We start from the raw sequence: 17721 nt of genomic DNA, 5'->3' as shown, positions 1-17721 counted from the left end.
AGGACTCAAAAATCACTTCATGGATGGAGTAGTACCGTGAGTAAAAAACTTCCCGGAGTATCGGCGCTGATACTCATCTTTGTGTTTCTTACCGGCTGTGCCTCTTCTGGCTATCAGGCTGGTTCCGCATACAAACCTTCTGACGACTGGTCTCTTTGTTCTGCTAAAGGAGGCCTGGCTCTGGGTTTACCAGCCGCAGCTTTCGATCTGGCAACAGGTGGCGTAGCCTTTGTTGCAGGTGCACTGATTTCTGGTGTGGCCTGTGCAAATGCTGATAACGGCATGGCTGTTATGCAGTTTGATCTTGATTCTTCAGCTTTGAGCAAAGAGCAGAAAGACTTTCTTGATAAGCTGGCTAGAGACGTCAAATCAGGCATGATGGTTGATGTAACCGGTCATGCCTGTGACCTTGGCGAAGAAGCTTATAATCAGGCTCTGTCGTTCAAACGGGCAAAAGCTGTGAAAACCTATCTGAAAGCGAAAGGTGTTCCAGCAAATCAAATAAAGATATCTGGCAAAGGTGAGCTATCACCACGAGTGGCAAACTCATCGGAGAATAACCGCAGTCAAAACCGCAGGGCAGAAATCAGAGTTATAAAACGCTGATTTTCGGGTAAAAAAAGGGAGCCAGGTCAGGCTCCCTTTTCAATTTCACGAACGACTATGCCATTTCAATAATGGCCCCTGACCGACTCTTCTCTGATTCCTTTGGACAGGAAATCGTTTTCTTCACATCATTTCCTTCTGCACTCTCCAACTTCACATCAAACTTCCAGAGTCTGTGGATATGTTTCACGATCTCTGCGGAGCTATCACCAAGCGGGCGCCCCTGATGCATAAAGTGGCGCAAAGTCAGAGAGCGATCTCCTTTCACGTTTACGTTATACACCTGAATATTTGGTTCACGATTACCCAGGTTATATTGCGCTGCCAATGATTCTCTTACCTTACGGTAGCCAGCGTCATCGTGGATGGCGTCCACTTCCAGATAAGCATTCTTTTCGTTATCCACAATACTGAACAGATGCATATCACGCATAACCTTGGGGGAGAGGTATTGCAGAATGAAACTCTCATCCTTGAAGTTCTTCATGGCATGATGAACAGCGTCAAGCCAGTCTGTACCCGCAATTTCTGGGAACCAACTCTTATCTTCTTCCGTTGGTTCTTCACAGATGCGTTTAATATCCATAAACATCTTGAAACCCAGCGTATAAGGGTTAATACCCGAGAATCGGCGATCATCAAATTCAGGTTGGAAAATTACGCTGGTATGGGAGTGTAAAAACTCCAGCATATAGCCTTCGTTAATCAGCCCCTCATCATAAAGTTTGTGCATTAGGGTGTAATGCCAGAATGTTGCCCAGCCTTCATTCATAACCTGGGTCTGGCGCTGTGGATAAAAATATTGTGCTACCTTTCTAACGATACGAACCAGCTCCCGCTGCCATGTTTCCAACAAGGGAGCATGCTTTTCAATGAAATACAGAATGTTCTCTTCTGGGTCTTTCGGGAATCGCTCTGTACTTTTCTCAGCTGCTTTTTCCTGTTGCGGTATCGTGCTCCAAATATCATTCAAGGTTCTTTGTATATATTCGGCACGCTCCTCTTGCCGCTTCTCTTCCTCACCCGCTGATAATGGACGCGGGCGCTTGTAACGATTCACCCCCTGATTCATCAGAGCGTGACTTGCATCCAGAATTTCTTCTACACTCTCCACACCATATTTTTCTTCACACTGGGAGATGTAGCCTTTAGCAAACATCAGATAATCAATGATGGATTCTGCATCTGTCCAGGTACGGAAAAGATAATTCCCCTTAAAGAAGGAGTTGTGCCCGTAGCTTGCGTGAGCAAGCACCAGAATCTGCATTGCCATGGTGTTTTCTTCCATCAGATAGGCAATACAAGGGTTCGAGTTAATAACAATTTCGTAAGCCAGCCCCATATGGCCGCTCTGATAACGCTCTTGGTTACTTAGAAAATGCTTACCAAAAGACCAGTGGTTATACATCAGCGGCATACCAACAGAGGCATAAGCATCCAGCATCTGCTCGGAGCTAATCACTTCAATCTGGTTGGGATACGTATCAAGACGGAACTCTTTAGCAATCCTTGCCAGCTCGCTGTCGTACTGCTGAATAAGATCAAAAGTCCAGTCTGCCCCTGTTGTCAGAGGTTCCTTCTTTCTACCTTCGCTGTTGTTCTGCACAGCTTCCTGCTGGTCTTCCATCATGCTTCCTTTTTTTCAAACAGTTTGCGGAATACGGGATAAATATCCGCCGCTGTTTTTATTTGTTGCATGGCAAAAGTGTCAGAATATCCATCCTGGATGGTTTCGTATTCACGCCATAAGTTCTGATGCTGACGATCAGTAATTTCTACATACGAGAAATACTGAACCAGCGGCATCAAACCATTAACCAGAATCTTGCTGCATACAGAAGAATCACCTTCCCAGTTATCACCGTCAGAGGCTTGCGCCACATAAATGTTCCAGTCGCTGGGGGAGTAACGCTTGGTAATAATATCTCTGGTCATTTCTAATGCGCTGGAAACTATTGTTCCGCCAGTTTCCCGTGAGTAGAAAAAGTCATCCTCATCCACTTCCTTCGCAGCAGTGTGGTGGCGAATAAAGACCACCTCTATCTGCTTGTAGCTACGTTGCAGGAACAGGTAAAGCAGAATAAAGAAGCGCTTGGCCATATCCTTGATTTCCTGAGTCATGGAACCTGACACATCCATTACACAGAACATTACCGCTTTATTGGAAGGCTGAGGCACTTTCACAAAGTTGTTATAGCGAAGATCAATATCATCAATGAACGGCAGTTTTTTCATTTTGCCATTCAGCTCTTTTAATTCTGCACGAATAACATCTGCCCGTTCTTTGTCCATAGATCCAGGCTGTACTTCCATCTCTCGTAACTCACGCTTGAGTTTACGAATCTCACGACGAGTACCGCCAGATAATGCAATTCTACGAGCATGGGCGCTGCGTAGAGAACGAACGATATTTAAACGATCAGGTGGGCCATCTGTAGTGAACCCCGCCTGATGGGTGCGAAACTCTACCGTTTCATGAAGTTGTTTCTCTCGCATGTTTGGCAACTCAAGGCCATCAAACATGAATTCCAGAAATTCATCGTGATTAATGTTGAAGGTAAATTCATCCATACCTTCACCTTGATCACTAGCCTGACCATTGCCAGAACCACCCTGACCACCACCGCCGGGTGGGCGCTTGATACGGTCGCCAGAAACAAATTCTTTATTGCCGGGCATGACTTGCTGATGCAAACCGCCGGTTCCATGATGGAAGATAGGCTCAGACAAATCTCTGCGGGGAATGGTAATACTACTGCCACTCTCGACGTCGGTAATACTGCGTTTATTCACTGCTTCAGAAACAGCTTTCTTAATATGCTTCCGATAACGGTTCATAAAGCGCTGGCGATTTACAGTGCTTTTGTTTTTGCCATTGAGCCGTCTGTCGATGATGATGCTCATGCGCACTCCCTGTGCCGCGATGCTGCTAAGAGACGTCTGGGGCGAGACCGGCACCATCCTTGGCACCGTACTCACAATCCCTGGTGATCGCCTCGCCCCGTCTGTCTTACATCTACATCATTAATAAGTATGGCTGTTTTTAAGGCTTCAACCTTAAATATCGTTGTTTACTGGGATTTACGCACCCGGATATACCATTCAGAGAGCAAGCGCACCTGTTTTTCCGTGTAACCACGCTCCATCATCCGCTTAACAAACTCAGTGTGTTTGCGCTGTTCTTCCTGACTACCCTTGGCGTTAAAGCTGATAACCGGTAACAGGTCTTCTGTGTTTGAGAACATTTTCTTCTCAATCACTGAGCGCATTTTCTCGTAGCTAAGCCAGCTTGGATTTTTGCCATCATTACCAGCACGGGCACGCAGTACAAAGTTTACAACCTCGTTCCGAAAATCCTTTGGATTCGCAATGCTGGCTGCCTTCTCGATCTTCTCCAACTCATCATTGATGGCACCACGATCAAGAATATCGCCGGTTTCAGGATCACGATATTCCTGGTCTTGAATCCAGAAATCCGCATAGGTGATATAGCGATCGAAAATGTTCTGGCCATATTCTGAGTAAGATTCCAGATAAGCCGTCTGGATTTCCTTACCAAGGAACTCAATGTACTTGGGAGCCAGAAACTCTTTCACATAGCGCAGATAGCGCTCATGGGTCTCCTGAGGGAACTGCTGCTGCTCAATCTCTCTTTCCAGAACATACAGCAGGTGCACAGGGTTAGCCGCAACCTCTGAAGGATCAAAGTTGAAAACTTTGGAGAGGATTTTGAACGCAAATCGAGTGGACAAACCTTCCATCCCTTCATCCACACCAGCTGCATCCTTATACTCCTGCAAAGGTTTGGCCTGTGGATCGGTATCTTTCAGGCTTTCACCATCATAAACACGCATCTTAGAGAACACATTGGAGTTCTCTGGTTCTTTGATCCGTGAAAGCGTGGTGAACTGCGCCAGCATCTTGAGCGTGTCTGGCGCACAAGGTGCATCTTTCAGTGAGCTGTGTTCCAGCAGTTTACTGTATATCTTGATCTCTTCGCTGACACGGGTGCAATAGGGCACCTTCACAATATTAACCCGATCAATGAAAGCTTCGTTCGTTTTGTTATTGCGGAATGTTTGCCACTCAGACTCATTAGAGTGAGCCAGAATAATTCCATCGAACGGAATCGCACTCATCCCTTCAGTGCTGTTGTAGTTACCTTCCTGAGTGGCTGTCAGGAGTGGGTGCAAAACCTTCACAGGAGCTTTAAACATCTCCACGAATTCCATTACACCCTGGTTTGCACGACAAAGTGCACCAGAGAAGCTATAAGCATCGGGGTCGTTCTGTGAATACTCTTCCAGCTGACGAATATCCACTTTGCCAACCAGGCTTGAGATATCCTGATTGTTCTCATCACCAGGTTCTGTCTTCGCAACACCTACTTGATCAAGAATGCTCGGGCACAGTTTCACAACCCGAAACTGGCTGATATCACCGCCAAACTCGTGCAATCGTTTAACCGCCCATGGCGACATAATTCCACGGACATAACGGGAAGGAATTCCATATTCCTCCTGAAGAATGTTGGCATCTTCCGCAGGATTGAAAAGACCAAGTGGTGATTCAAAAACAGGAGAGCCCTTGATGGCATAAAAGGGAACTTTCTCCATCAGGCTTTTCAACTTTTCAGCCAGTGAAGATTTACCACCACCAACAGGACCTAACAGATAAATAATCTGTTTCTTTTCTTCTAATCCCTGAGCAGCATGTTTGAAGTAAGAAACAATCTGTTGAATGGCATCTTCCATACCATAGAAATCTTCAAAGCCTTTGAAGCGCTTAATCAATTTATTAGAAAAAACCCGAGACATGTGCGAATCACGAGAAGTATCTATGATTTCTGGTTCACCTATAGCCATCAGCATTCGTTCTGCTGCGTTGGCGTAGGCGGTAGGATCTTCCTTACATCGCTGGAGATACTCTTGCAGAGACATCTCCTCTTGTTCTTTCTGTTTATAACGCTGTTGGTAATTATTGAAAATATCCATATTCTCTACCTGACCCTTAAGCATTAAACGTGTTTATTTTTACTGCTTTGGGAGCGACAGCATAACCTGCCCCGCGTTAACGGTTTTTGTTTTCTTGTCATCCTTCCTGACACATCATCCTGATGCGGCAGGTACTGCAGATACCTCCTTTTTAGTACAACTATCGGTGGCCGATAACGCAGCTAAACCCGATGTATTTTTTCCTACTTACTATGTTTGTAAAACGAAATGCTTATCCCTGCAACTGAATTGTCATTTCTTTTTGTTCAAGATGTTGTACGACAACTTTCAGAAACCTTGCAGCTTCTCCTCCGGTTGCCGCCCGATGATCAAACGACAACGACAAACTAATAACCCTGTGAACCGCAGGCTGCCCACGATAAGGGACAACCTGATCATCAACAGAACCTACTCCAAGAATGGCAACAGCCGGTGGAACAACAACTGGAGTGGCATATTTCCCACACCCTAACGCACCAAAATTGCTCACAGAAATTGTTGCCCCCTGAAAAGCTTCCGGTGGTAATTCTCGATGCTTCACACCATTTTTGAGTCTGTTGATTTCAACGCGAATTTGCTGTGCAGTAAGATTCTGGGCATCGCGGATAATCGGTACAAAAAGCCCTTGGGGTGAGTCCACTGCTAAACCGATATGAACGTCATCCATCAACTGACGTTGCTCTGCTGCTTCATCAAACCAGGCATTCAGTGAAGGCTCTTCCTGACAAGCGACAGTTAATGCCTGTACTACACGGACGGTAAGGTCTTCCCCTTCCCCCCAGAAATGAATGTCCGCATCTGCAAACAGGGTCACGGAAACAACTTCGCGACCTGAACGTGCCATGCTACGAGCCATTTCCCGACGAACACCTCGCAGAGGTTCACCATGTTCCAATTCATAACCTGAAACGGGATTACCTAAGCTGCGGGTGAGTTGTGAGATAACCGGCTTTGCCATCTCCTGAACTTTTGCGGTTGAAGGCGACGCTCCAACAAAAAACTGTTCTTCATCATCGGCGCCAGCTGTTTCAGCTTCTTTGATTGTACCGACGACTGTGCCTGTGTCTTCATCAGCACCTTCAAACTCCACCAGCGATTCACCAGTATGAATTAAATCACCTGGCTGACCAAACTGACGGACAATAACCCCTGAACAGGGAGAAGGAACTTCCACCACCGCTTTGGCAGTTTCCATAGACACAATCACCTGATCTTCACGAACGGTTTCCCCTTCGCGAACATGCCACTCAACAATCTCTGCCTCGGGAATTCCTTCCCCTAGATCAGGCAACTTAAAAAACTTCACGGCATCCCTCCGTGATGGCTTCAATCACAGACGCTTATATTTTTAAAAGCTCTCTTTATTCAGATTAGTAATAAATATTTGATATGCAAAAGCGAATTGAAGTAATAAAAATGAAATCCAGAGATGATCTCCAGATTTCATGGGCATTGCGACGGGAATAATTACTGGTAAGTGGCGTAATCAGTCAAGCCTTTCTCCCGACCACCAAACAGGGTATCAGGATCGTGAGCAGCCCACCCCCAGTGGTTCTGGATACGTGTAGGCAAATCAGGGTTAGAAATGAATGGGCGGCCAAAGCCAATCATATCAGCCCAACCTTCATCCAGAGCTTTCTGAGCCGTTTCCGGAGTGTACTTACCTGCATAAATGGTCACACCTTCAAAGACTTCACGAACAGCTTTCTTGAAAGATACAGGCATCAGCGGCGCATCATCCCAGTCAGCTTCGGCAATGTGCAGGAAAGCAATCTTATGCTTGTTCAGTACACGCGCAGCTTCTACATAGGTTTCTTCAGGGTTCGCATCCACAGTGCCGTTCAGAGTGGTCAATGGAGCCAGACGCACCCCAACCTTTTCTGCCCCAATAGCAGTAACCATTGCAGCGACCACTTCATCCATGAAGCGCAGACGATTCTCCAGGCTGCCACCGTACTGGTCAGTGCGAGCGTTTGATTCGGAATCCATAAACTGGTTGACCAGATAACCATTAGCCGCATGCAATTCAATACCATCGAAGCCTGCTTCAACAGCATTCAATGCGGCCTGACGATACTGCTCAATAACTTCAGAAATATCTTCCAGAGCCATTTCACGAGGCTCAACAACATCAACAAAACCGGGAGCATCGGAACCATTGTCGATAAAGACTTTTACCCCTTCCGCACGGATAGCAGAGCAGGAAATAGGCTGCTGACCACCGATATTATCCGGGTGAGTCACACGGCCAACGTGCCAGAGTTGAGCGAAGATTACGCCACCTTCTGCGTGCACAGCGTCGGTAACTTTCTTCCAGCCGACTATCTGTTCCTGTGTGTAAATACCAGGAGTCCACGCATAACCCTGACCATTCCCAGCAATTTGGGTACCTTCCCCAATAATCAGCCCCGCAGAAGCACGCTGACCGTAGTATTCCGCCATCATATCGTTTGCGATATTGCCCGGCTGGGTTGCACGGGAGCGGGTCATAGGTGGCATCACAATCCGGTTATTCAGAGAATGGTTGCCAAGTTTGATCGGTGAGAACAGCGTTGCAGTCATCGCAGACATCTCCACAAGTAGGAACTTGTGGGCAGTCTATTCTGGCACGCGGGTGTAAAACATACTGGAAAATACAAATGACTTTTGAGCCCGCAGCAAAAAACACCCTACTTTCTGATTAGATAAATACCAGCTATTTACCCCAACATACTTTCCATCTCTCCCTGCAACAGAATCTGGCGCTAGTTATACGGCAGGTGCTAGTTATACGGCAGGTGCTAAGAGACGCAGGAATTATGGCATTTAGCGATTCATTTCTAGTCATTGCGTTATCGCTGTTTCTTGGTTTCCTAGCTGTTGTACTGATGGAATCCCCTGTCAGTAAAACGGCCAACTCATAACCTTTACCATCCAAGGCATTCGCAATTGCAAATGCCCTGATTTCCTACAATTCTAAACAATCCGATATAAAGTCCAGGAATACACTAATCCTGCTTGCCAGCGCAGTATTACGATAATAAACAGCCTGCACTTGTTCTCGTGGATGTGGAGAAATCATGTCTGCCTCTAACACCTTCACCAGATCACCGTTGCAAAGATCTTTGTGCACCATAAAGTTCGACAGGCAGGCAATACCATTACCCGCAAGGCATAGCTGACGAAGAATCTCTCCATTGCTTGACGATGTATCCGGTTCAATCTCTACACCACTGCCAACAGGCCAATGATTAAGAGCTGTTGGCGCAATAAAACCTAAGATACGATGATGTCTTAACTCAGTAGCTGTTTTGGGCATTCCATAGCGGCTGAAATAATCGGGGCTGCCAACAAGATACAGAGGCGAACGCCCTAACATACGCGAATAAAGTGTAGAGTCGCTGAGAGCACCAAGCCGGATGGCAACGTCAGTTCTCTTCTCCAACAAGTCGACAATACTTTCCCCGGTTTGCAGTTCAACACTGATGTGTGGATAAAGATCATTAAACCCTGCGATCAAACCCACTAGTTGATGCTGGATGAAAGGGCTGGCAGCGTTAATGCGTAACTTACCGGAAGGGGCTTCCTGCCGAGACTTCAACCATTCTTCTGCCTCCACAATTTTTCCCAACCCTACACGACAGATATTGAGAAAACCTCTCCCTTCTTCCGTCAGTTCCACCCGGCGGGTGGTTCTTTGGAAAAGCGTTATCCCCAACTGTTGTTCAACGCGAGCAACTGTGCGGGAAACCTTAGCCACCTGAACATCCAGCATCTCAGCTGTTCGGGAAAAACTGCCCAAATCGGCAACCGCAATCAAAATTTCAAGATCATCAGAACGAGTCATTTATGTCACAACAACAAAAGTAATCTGCCATTAATGCTGTTTTTCACACAAGAAACAATCCGCACAATGCGTACCATCTTAACTCATGCCGAGTGCATCTTATGCCAATTGCTCTCTTGGCGCTGACGCTCAGTGCCTTTGCTATAGGAACAACTGAATTCGTTATTGTCGGCCTGCTACCAACCATTGCTCAGGATCTTCATGTATCCCTGCCATCCGCTGGACTGCTGGTCAGCCTTTATGCTTTTGGTGTCGCCATTGGGGCACCGGTACTGACTGCTTTAACAAACCGCTGGAACAGAAAGAGTGTACTGCTTTCTCTGATGGGACTTTTTATTATTGGTAATTTGCTGGCATGGAAGGCTCCCGGATACAGCTCATTGATTGTGGCCCGAATTCTTACGGGGCTGGCCCATGGCGTTTTCTTCTCCATTGGTTCAACTATTGCCACCAGTCTGGTTGCTAAAGAGAAAGAAGCCAGCGCCATTGCCATTATGTTCACTGGCCTTACTGTTGCTCTGGTAACCGGCGTACCTCTGGGCACCTGGATCGGCCAGATGCTTGGCTGGCGTGCAACCTTTATGGTGGTATCAATTCTGGGCGTTATTGCTCTTGCAGGTAGTGCAATGCTGGTGCCTCGCAACCTGAAACAGGCAGCCCCAGCACGTATCAGAGACCAGCTTCAAGTTTTAACCCATCCTCGTCTGCTATTGGTATACGCAATGACAGCTGCTGGTTATGGCGGAACCTTCGCTGCCTTTACTTATATTGCTCCAATTCTTGAACAGGTATCGGGTTTTCAATCCAATGCTGTCAGCCTGGTAATGCTTGTATACGGTGTTTCGGTTGCTGTGGGTAATATCTGGGGTGGTAAGCTGGCAGACCGAAAAGGCCCTGTACATGCGTTAACAGTTATTTATGGCATGCTCGCCCTTATACTTTTCGTATTCACCTTTACCGCTGGTCACCCTGTAACCGCTGTATTAACAGTTTTGGTTTGGGGTGGGTTCGCTTTTGGAAATGTTCCGGGTTTGCAGGTTTATGTGGTTAAGCTGGCCACCAAATATACGCCCAAAGCTGTAGATGTTGCCTCTGGCCTTAACATTGCTGCTTTCAATATTGGTATCGCTGTCGGTTCCATTATTGGCGGCCATGTGGTCTCAGATATGACTCTGATGGATACCCCATGGATTGGTGCGCTTATCGTTATATTCGCCCTTAGCCTGACCCGCCTGTCAGGATGGCCAGATAACAAACCTACCCAAACTTCTTTTTCCTGACTCTTCTTAAGGCTGGCTCCGGCCAGCCTGCATGACTCCTGATTCATAAACAGGCATGTAAAGCAAACCAAACTATTAACCAAAACCCGAGAACTTAACCTGCCTCTCAATTTCCAAAAAACTCGATAACTAATTTGAGAAAAAGAGTAATATGGATCACTCATCTAAAAAGCTTTGGAGTTCAGTAAATTCCGTTGTCTCTCCTAATAGTCAAACAAAGATAAAGAGCCAGGAAGAGAGTTCATCCCAAGGTGTTACCTTTGGCTCTTACCAACACACCGTCAAGCATCATTCAAAAATAACCCACTCCCATCGAGCACATTGTTCGGAAGACTCAACCAAAAAATATCGCCCCCCGTACAACAGGGATCTCAACTATCGCTCTCTATCTCTCAGTCCCAAACCAGTATTGCCGAGCGTTTGCTCATCACCACTTACCATCTCAAGTTTTATTAACCTTCTGGGTTCAAATTTCGACCTGACAGATAGCCAGAAACAAGAACTTTTCAAAAAGATGGAACATAGTGCCACAATGATTATCCGGGATGGTAAAACCCAATTTTACATTTTCGACACGTCCGTTTTTCGTGATCATGATGCCGCAGATAAGTGCCTCGAGAATTGGCTTCTTAAGCCAGGGCAGGAATCTGACTCTGACCTACCAAACGGTTTCATCGCAACATTCACTATGGAAGCAGCTGACGCACAATCCATCACCGATGAATTACAAAAGGCCACCCTCCACTTCATCAACACAAATTATGTTCAACAGCTTTGCACCGGGTCTTCCCTTCTCGCGGAACCCACTCCTCTGGAAAAGAAAATCACCTTGGTATGGCTGAAATCTGCGAAATCAGTTTCTGTAGAAAACCCCACATCCAACTCTTTTAAACTGGAAATGAGTCCTGATTTTTACCTCACCGGGCAACTTAATGCAGGTGCAGACCCTGCTGAGGCGATGAGTGCATACTATGCATATATTGATGCTCATACAGAAGGAGACCAAAGTCAGATAAATCAAGCCAAGACCAACCTACAAAGGAGTATTCAATTTCCTATAGGTTTCGAATTCCCTCAATCTAAAGGTCTACCTGATCTTGTAAATCAGTTTACTAAGACAGATCTGAAATAAGGAGGAAAGGCTTACCTTGCCACTCAAGCGGGTTGAATATCTACAGCCAGTCAGAGCCGAGCGATGAACACAGTTGTTTACACTATAAACGACTGCACGCAGACATTATGCGTTCACAGCTTGGCATATAGTGATCTTCCATCCGGTAGTACGGCATCGTTATGTCATACCCAGCTACTCGCTGCACCGGTGCTCGCAGTTCATGAAACAACTCTGTTGAAACCCTCGCCGCAATCTCTGCTCCAACACCAAAGCTTCTGGCAGCTTCATGCACAATGACACAACGGCCGGTTTTGCGTACGGATGCCAGAATGGTATCCATATCCAAGGGTTTGATTGTTGCCACATCAACCAGCTCTACACTTATTCCCCCTTTGGCAAGTTTTCTTGCAGCTTCCTGACATTCCCGCACACAAGCTCCCCAGGTAACCAGTGTCAGATCACTTCCTTCTCGTAGGGTGAAACAGGTATCCAGAGGTAGGCGACTTCCGGCTTCAGGCAGAGTTTGTTTCTGCACCCGATAAATACGCTTGGGCTCAAGAAACAGAACCGGATCAGGGTTATCGATAGCCGAACGAAGCAAACCATAAGCTCGCACTGGTGAAGACGGAATGACTACCCGCAAACCAGGAATATGAGCAAACAATGCCTCTGTACTTTCAGAGTGATGCTCGGGAGCATGGATGCCGCCACCAAAGGGAGCACGCATAACCATTGGGCAGGTTAAACGACCACGGGTTCGGTTTCTCATACGGGCAGCATGCCCTACCAGCTGCTCCATGCAGGCGAAGATAAACCCCATAAACTGGATTTCAGCCACAGGCTTTAAGCCCTGCGTCGCCATACCAACAGTCATACCAGCAATTAATGTTTCTGCCAGCGGGGTATCCATTACTCGCTTCAAACCATACTTTTGTTTTAAATTCTGAGTGGCTCGAAACACCCCGCCATTGGTGCCAACGTCCTCTCCCAGAAGAACAACGTCTTTGTCGTCAGCCAAAGCATGGTCAAGTGCAAGGTTTACGGCTTCTACCAGAGTTTTTTTATCATCACTCATGATTCTGCCCTCCCAGCATTTCTTCCATTTGCTGCCGCAGACCTTTCGGTGTTTCAGCGTAGTGATAATCAAACAATTCAGACACCGACTGTAAGGGCGTAGCTTGATATGTTTCTACTGCCCTGTGGATATCCTGAGTGATTTGCTTCTGAAGACTTTTCTCCTGCTCCGGAGTCCATAATCCTTGCTCGTGAAGGTAGGCTTGCAATCGTTTCACCGGTTCTTCTTCCCAAGCCTTGTGAACTTCATCGTTCTCACGATAACGCGTCGCATCATCTGCTGTTGTGTGATCACATAACCGATAGGTAACCGCTTCGATCACAACTGCACCCTTTCCTGCCCGGGCACGTTCAATGGAAGAACCAATAACCTCATGCAGTGCAATCACATCATTACCATCAACCTGAACACAGGGAAGCCCGGCACCGGCACCTTTTTGCGCGAGAGTAACACCACCACACTGTGCATGGCGGGGAACGGAAATCGCCCACTGATTGTTCACAACAAGAAATACGACAGGTAACTGCCAAACACCGGCAAGGTTTAAAGCTTCGAGAAAGTCGCCTTTGGATGTTGCGCCATCGCCGCAGGTTATTACGACAACTCGGTGTTCATCCCGAATACGAAATGCTGAGGCTATACCAACCGCATGACCTGCCTGTGTCGCAATAGGTACACAGTTGGGCATATCTTGTCCGTAGCCAGCTCCGGCACTTCCCTGCTCATCACCACCCCAATACAGATAAATATCCGAAAGCTCCACACCTCGTAAGAGTTGTCCGGGTAGATCTCGGTAGTAAGGAACCAGAACATCTTCCGGCTTCATCAATGATCCATACACAACGCCTGGCGCTTCCTGCCCTAAACAAGAGGGATAGGTTCCCATTTGTCCTGTGCGTTGCATGGCAATGGCTTTACGATCGGCTTCCCGGGCTTTCACCATAGCTTTGTAGTAAGCCACCAGCTGTTGGCCATCCTTTACCCAGCTGGGCAAAGGTTGAGTAGGTTGACCTTCAGGATTCAAATAGCGAACAAAAGGAACATCACCGCTATGAACCCTGAATAGACCACCTCCATCCAGTGTTGTAGGCATGATGTTCTCCTTATGCGCTGCGTTGCAGTAGTTCTGGCCCGTATAGAGAATTCTCAGCCATGCGGTCTGCAATCAGGCTAACGGGTTCACCGCTGGTTCGGTGTCGCTGGAATATTTTGGCGAGGGTTGCTCCAATATCATGGATACGCTCATTAATTTCCTGAGCTGGCCTCCCACGATGGGAGAGAGAGGCGTGAATCAAACCACCGGCATTCACCAAAAAATCCGGTGCATAGAGTATGCCCTGACGGTGAAGAGCTAAACCGGCCTCCGGAGTGGCAAGCTGGTTATTGGCTGAACCAACAATAGCGTTGCAATGGAGTTCTTTCACGGTATCTGTTTGCAGAATCCCGCCCATACCACAAGGGCTGAAGATATCACACTCCACAGACAGGATGGTTGATGGAGGCACCGAGCGGGCAGAAAATAATTCCTCACACTGAACAACTTTGGCTGGGTCTATATCACTGACAATCAGTTCAGCTCCTGCATTACTCAACATTTCACACAGAGCGAAACCAACGTTACCCAACCCTTGAACAGCAATCCGTTTATTGGTGATATCACCAGACAGATCAGGACTCGCATCCAGCGCTGCTTTAATACTGTTGAAAACACCCAGCGCAGTGTATGGCGCAGGATCACCGGTTTGAGAAGTACAGGAAACATGAGGCGTTATGCTGGCAATAGTGTCCATGTCCTGAGTCTGAGTGCCAACATCCATAGCCGTTATATAACGCCCACCCAAACTGTGAACAAAACGACCGAAGGCTTTAAACAAGGCTTCGCGGTTGTGTATTTCCCGTGGAGCCATAATCACTGCCTTTCCTCCGCCCTGCTCAACGCCAGCAAGTGCTGCCTTATAACTCATGCCTTGAGCTAAACGGATAGCATCTCGAATAGCGTCATCAGAACTTTTGTAGGAGAACAATCGGCAGCCCCCAAGTGCAGGGCCTCTGTTGGCGTCGTGGATAGCAATAACAGCCTGAAGACCTGTATCTTCATCGGACCAGAGGTGCAGCTCACTCGTCCGTGTATTTTTCATCTCGGCAAACATAGCGGGATCCCTCCGCTGGCTTTTATTATTGGAGGATCACTGTGGTAGCAGTCCAACCCTCCGCACACTACATATCCCTAAAGTTTAGTCACAATATCCGCTCTATCTTCACCGGCTCTTATAAATATTTATTGTCATCAACTTTTATGAAAACCATCACAAAACTATCACAGCTGGTTTTATTGAATAAGAACAAACGCAGTAAGCTGTGGAAAGTTTGATGCGGCCCCAAGCCGCAGCTTTGTTAAAAAAATCTTGTAGTAAATGTAGAAATGCAGTGGGTTACCAGAGGTCATAAAACAGTCAAATTTGTACTGTTGTCCTCCTGTGGTTATTCTCTAACGGATAAAGAAAATAACAAAAGCCATGTGCGGCTCTTGCATAAAGAGAACTTATGACCGACACCTCGACTGAACAACGCCGCCATATGCGTAAGCGACTTTCCTGCACGGCGAATGTCTTCCAAACACAGAACGGTACGCCTCTCGGCCGTATTTTTGATATCTCCAAAGAGGGTTTTATGCTGCTTTCACCATCAAAGGTGCAACCAAAAGAAGTGATAAACCTGACCCTGGAGCTGCCAGAAATGGACAACACCCGTGCCATTGAGCTTTCTGCAGAATGTATGTGGTGCCAACCCTCAAGCTTCACTAAAGATTTTGGCGCAGGCTTTCATATCAAAAATATTTCCGACCAGGATCAGGTTGCTCTGAATTACTTTATTCGTGATTTTTAATTCAGAGAGAAAGGGCGAGCGATAAACTTCATTCTTAATGCGAGGAACGTTCTGTGCCGTTATACAGGTTTTCAGTACGTTCCTCTAATAACCCTGCGGGAATACATAAATATTCCGTTATTACCAATTACTCAGCAATAGGAAGGTTCATAGTCTCCTTGACCTCTTCCATCACGATATAGCTCTTGGATTCACGGACACCCGGCATACGCAGCAGGATATCCCCAAGCAGCTTTCGATAAGACGCCATCTCAGAAATGCGAGCCTTGATCAGGTAATCAAAGTTACCGGACACCAAGTGGCACTCCTGAACATTTGGCAGGCTGATAACAGCTTTGCGGAATTCATCAAAAATACCCGGAGATTTTGTCTCCAGGCTGATTTCAACAAACACCAGCAAGCCAGCTTCGAGGAAATCAGGGTTGAGCCTGGCACTATAGCCCAGAATAACGCCTTCACGCTCAAGGCGCTTAACCCGTTCCATACAAGGCGTCGTGCTCAGGCCTACTTTGTCGGCCAGATCAACATAAGATATACGACCCTGCTCTTGCAGAATTCGTAGAATATTACGGTCAATCCGATCAAGCTGTCGGGTGACTTCTTTCCGATTTCTCATGATTCGACAATCAACGATGTGTTGGGCTGCCCTGGGAACGACAGCTATCCATAATAGTGCAGAGTTGCAGAAACCATGACACTCTGTTTACGAAGATGTGAAGCTTCGCATTTCCCACTGAGCATGATCATGGTAAAAGAGGCGTATTGTTTCATGCTTCACGGACTGGAGTCACCCATAAGATGAGCCGCCCGACCAAGGCCACCATAAATTTATCCGCTTTGAGACACAATCTGCGGTTTGCCCGCACCCTTGCAGGCACAAAAGTGATTGGTGTTATCAAAGCGGATGCCTATGGTCACGGCGCTATCCCCATCGCTCAGGTTCTTGAAGAACAAAAAGTAGACAGCCTTGCTGTTGCCTGCATAGAAGAAGCGATTGTTCTGCGAGAAGCGGGCATAAAAAGCCCCATACTTCTACTGGAAGGTTTCTATGGCGCGGACGAGTTACCTGTTATGGAGCACTATAACCTCTCCGCGGTTATCCAGCAGCAGGAGCAAATTGATATCCTGAAACGGTGGAAGAAAAGGTCTTTCAATATTTTTCTGAAGATCGACACTGGTATGCACCGGATAGGATTCCTTTCAGAAGAATTTCCCGGTGCTTATAAGCAACTCAAAGAATGCAGTGCGGTTAATCGCATGATTCTTATGACTCATTTTTCCTGTGCCGATGAACCAGAGAAATCTGCCACGCCTGAACAGATTGCCCTTTTTGCCAAAACCATAGCAGGCAAGAGTGAAGAAACCTGTTCCTGTAACTCAGCAGGCATTCTGCACTGGCCGGAAGCTCATGGTGACTGGGTTAGGCCAGGGCTGATGCTCTATGGGTCTTCGCCATTTACGACATCGCACAAACTGGCAGATCAGTTGAAACCTGTGATGGAAGTGACCTCACAGATTTTCGCGATCCGTAAACTCGGTGTTGGTGTGCCAATTGGATATGGCCAAACGTATGTAACGGACCGCCCCTGCACTGTAGGCGTTGTTGCCATGGGCTACGCTGATGGTTACCCACGCCACGCCCCCAGCGGGAGCCCGGTTCTGGTAAATGGTCAGCGAACAAGAATCCTTGGTCGTATTTCTATGGATATGATGACTATTGACCTCACCCATCTTCCCAACACAAACATTGGCGACACTGTAACCCTATGGGGCAATGGTTTACCGGCTACAGAGGTTGCCCACCACGCCGGCACAATTTCTTATGAACTGTTCTGCAACATGAAACGAGTACCGATTCACTACTTAAACGAAGCCCAAGCCGTAGAAGAAACAGAGCAGCCTGTTACCATATCCACGATATAAATTATTATAAGAAGTGG

Annotated in this window: 15 protein-coding genes; 5 read left to right on the top strand and 10 right to left on the bottom strand. The window is 47.0% G+C overall.

Annotation, left to right across the window (positions count from 1 at the left end; genetic code table 11):
- The first annotated feature begins 36 nt into the window (after positions 1-36).
- Positions 37-606: an OmpA family protein gene (locus QMA35_RS07215; RefSeq protein WP_281646469.1), complete on the top strand. Its 570-nt coding sequence runs from the start codon at positions 37-39 to the stop codon at positions 604-606.
- Positions 607-661: 55 nt separating this feature from the next.
- Here QMA35_RS07215 and QMA35_RS07210 read toward each other — a convergent pair whose 3' ends face one another.
- The 6 genes from QMA35_RS07210 to QMA35_RS07185 form a co-directional block, all read right to left on the bottom strand.
- Positions 662-2236: a SpoVR family protein gene (locus tag QMA35_RS07210; protein WP_281646468.1), complete on the bottom strand. Its 1575-nt coding sequence runs from the start codon at positions 2234-2236 to the stop codon at positions 662-664.
- The gene (locus QMA35_RS07205; protein WP_281646467.1) at positions 2233-3510 is read right to left on the bottom strand and encodes a YeaH/YhbH family protein; all 1278 of its coding nucleotides are present in this window, start codon (positions 3508-3510) and stop codon (positions 2233-2235) included. Before QMA35_RS07205 ends, QMA35_RS07210 begins: the two co-directional genes overlap by 4 nt.
- Positions 3511-3677: 167 nt before the next feature.
- Entirely contained in the window at positions 3678-5600 is a 1923-nt protein-coding gene (locus tag QMA35_RS07200) for a PrkA family serine protein kinase (RefSeq protein WP_281646466.1), read from the bottom strand.
- Between the two features lie 232 nt (positions 5601-5832).
- Entirely contained in the window at positions 5833-6906 is a 1074-nt protein-coding gene (locus QMA35_RS07195; protein ID WP_281646465.1) for a dihydrolipoamide acetyltransferase family protein, read from the bottom strand.
- Between the two features lie 161 nt (positions 6907-7067).
- Entirely contained in the window at positions 7068-8162 is a 1095-nt protein-coding gene (locus QMA35_RS07190) for an alkene reductase (RefSeq protein WP_281646464.1), read from the bottom strand.
- Positions 8163-8547: 385 nt separating this feature from the next.
- Positions 8548-9426 carry a LysR family transcriptional regulator gene (locus QMA35_RS07185; protein ID WP_281646463.1) on the bottom strand — a complete coding sequence of 293 codons (879 nt, stop codon included), beginning with the start codon at positions 9424-9426 and terminating at the stop codon, positions 8548-8550.
- A gap of 101 nt (positions 9427-9527) precedes the next feature.
- Between QMA35_RS07185 and QMA35_RS07180 the strand changes: the two genes are divergently transcribed.
- Together QMA35_RS07180 and QMA35_RS07175 are read left to right on the top strand one after the other, a co-directional pair.
- A complete protein-coding gene (locus tag QMA35_RS07180; RefSeq protein WP_281646462.1) occupies positions 9528-10706 on the top strand; it encodes an MFS transporter in 1179 nt (392 codons plus the stop codon).
- A gap of 151 nt (positions 10707-10857) precedes the next feature.
- Entirely contained in the window at positions 10858-11838 is a 981-nt protein-coding gene (locus QMA35_RS07175) for a hypothetical protein (RefSeq protein WP_281646461.1), read from the top strand.
- Between the two features lie 82 nt (positions 11839-11920).
- Here the strand turns inward: QMA35_RS07175 and QMA35_RS07170 are convergent, their stop codons facing one another.
- Genes QMA35_RS07170 through QMA35_RS07160 form a run of 3 tightly spaced genes read right to left on the bottom strand, consistent with a single transcriptional unit; the run spans position 11921 to position 15045 of the window.
- A complete protein-coding gene (locus QMA35_RS07170; RefSeq protein ID WP_281646460.1) occupies positions 11921-12895 on the bottom strand; it encodes an alpha-ketoacid dehydrogenase subunit beta in 975 nt (324 codons plus the stop codon).
- Positions 12888-13988, bottom strand: a complete 1101-nt coding sequence (gene pdhA / locus QMA35_RS07165; protein ID WP_281646459.1) for a pyruvate dehydrogenase (acetyl-transferring) E1 component subunit alpha — start codon at positions 13986-13988, stop codon at positions 12888-12890. The genes QMA35_RS07170 and pdhA overlap by 8 nt, the downstream gene beginning before the upstream one ends.
- Positions 13989-13998: 10 nt before the next feature.
- On the bottom strand, positions 13999-15045 hold the full coding sequence (locus tag QMA35_RS07160; RefSeq protein ID WP_281646458.1) for a Glu/Leu/Phe/Val dehydrogenase dimerization domain-containing protein: 1047 nt from the start codon (positions 15043-15045) through the stop codon (positions 13999-14001).
- 394 nt (positions 15046-15439) lie between these two features.
- Between QMA35_RS07160 and QMA35_RS07155 the strand changes: the two genes are divergently transcribed.
- Positions 15440-15781: a PilZ domain-containing protein gene (locus QMA35_RS07155; RefSeq protein ID WP_281646457.1), complete on the top strand. Its 342-nt coding sequence runs from the start codon at positions 15440-15442 to the stop codon at positions 15779-15781.
- Between the two features lie 127 nt (positions 15782-15908).
- Here the strand turns inward: QMA35_RS07155 and lrp are convergent, their stop codons facing one another.
- Complete coding sequence (lrp, locus tag QMA35_RS07150) at positions 15909-16397, bottom strand: leucine-responsive transcriptional regulator Lrp (RefSeq protein ID WP_281646456.1); 489 nt, start codon at positions 16395-16397, stop codon at positions 15909-15911.
- 182 nt (positions 16398-16579) lie between these two features.
- On the opposite strand from lrp, the gene alr reads away from it, so the two are divergent.
- On the top strand, positions 16580-17704 hold the full coding sequence (gene alr / locus QMA35_RS07145) for an alanine racemase (RefSeq protein WP_281646455.1): 1125 nt from the start codon (positions 16580-16582) through the stop codon (positions 17702-17704).
- Positions 17705-17721: the final 17 nt, after the last annotated feature.

Origin of the sequence: Parendozoicomonas sp. Alg238-R29 (genome assembly GCF_947331445.1) — a bacterium.
Classification (GTDB): Bacteria; Pseudomonadota; Gammaproteobacteria; order Pseudomonadales; family Endozoicomonadaceae; genus Sansalvadorimonas.
Note: the sequence above shows the minus strand (reverse complement) of the source record. Positions and strands in the feature narration are given on the sequence as shown.

What these genes read in the sequence shown, in the direction of transcription:
- QMA35_RS07210 (WP_281646468.1), bottom strand. Translation starts at nt 2,236, where the DNA reads ATGATGGAAGACCAGCAGGAAGCTGTGCAGAACAACAGCGAAGGTAGA.
- QMA35_RS07205 (WP_281646467.1), bottom strand. Translation starts at nt 3,510, where the DNA reads ATGAGCATCATCATCGACAGACGGCTCAATGGCAAAAACAAAAGCACT.
- QMA35_RS07200 (WP_281646466.1), bottom strand. Translation starts at nt 5,600, where the DNA reads ATGGATATTTTCAATAATTACCAACAGCGTTATAAACAGAAAGAACAA.
- QMA35_RS07190 (WP_281646464.1), bottom strand. Translation starts at nt 8,162, where the DNA reads ATGACTGCAACGCTGTTCTCACCGATCAAACTTGGCAACCATTCTCTG.
- QMA35_RS07185 (WP_281646463.1), bottom strand. Translation starts at nt 9,426, where the DNA reads ATGACTCGTTCTGATGATCTTGAAATTTTGATTGCGGTTGCCGATTTG.
- QMA35_RS07180 (WP_281646462.1), top strand. Translation starts at nt 9,528, where the DNA reads ATGCCAATTGCTCTCTTGGCGCTGACGCTCAGTGCCTTTGCTATAGGA.
- QMA35_RS07175 (WP_281646461.1), top strand. Translation starts at nt 10,858, where the DNA reads ATGGATCACTCATCTAAAAAGCTTTGGAGTTCAGTAAATTCCGTTGTC.
- QMA35_RS07170 (WP_281646460.1), bottom strand. Translation starts at nt 12,895, where the DNA reads ATGAGTGATGATAAAAAAACTCTGGTAGAAGCCGTAAACCTTGCACTT.
- pdhA (WP_281646459.1), bottom strand. Translation starts at nt 13,988, where the DNA reads ATGCCTACAACACTGGATGGAGGTGGTCTATTCAGGGTTCATAGCGGT.
- QMA35_RS07160 (WP_281646458.1), bottom strand. Translation starts at nt 15,045, where the DNA reads ATGTTTGCCGAGATGAAAAATACACGGACGAGTGAGCTGCACCTCTGG.
- QMA35_RS07155 (WP_281646457.1), top strand. Translation starts at nt 15,440, where the DNA reads ATGACCGACACCTCGACTGAACAACGCCGCCATATGCGTAAGCGACTT.
- lrp (WP_281646456.1), bottom strand. Translation starts at nt 16,397, where the DNA reads ATGAGAAATCGGAAAGAAGTCACCCGACAGCTTGATCGGATTGACCGT.
- alr (WP_281646455.1), top strand. Translation starts at nt 16,580, where the DNA reads ATGAGCCGCCCGACCAAGGCCACCATAAATTTATCCGCTTTGAGACAC.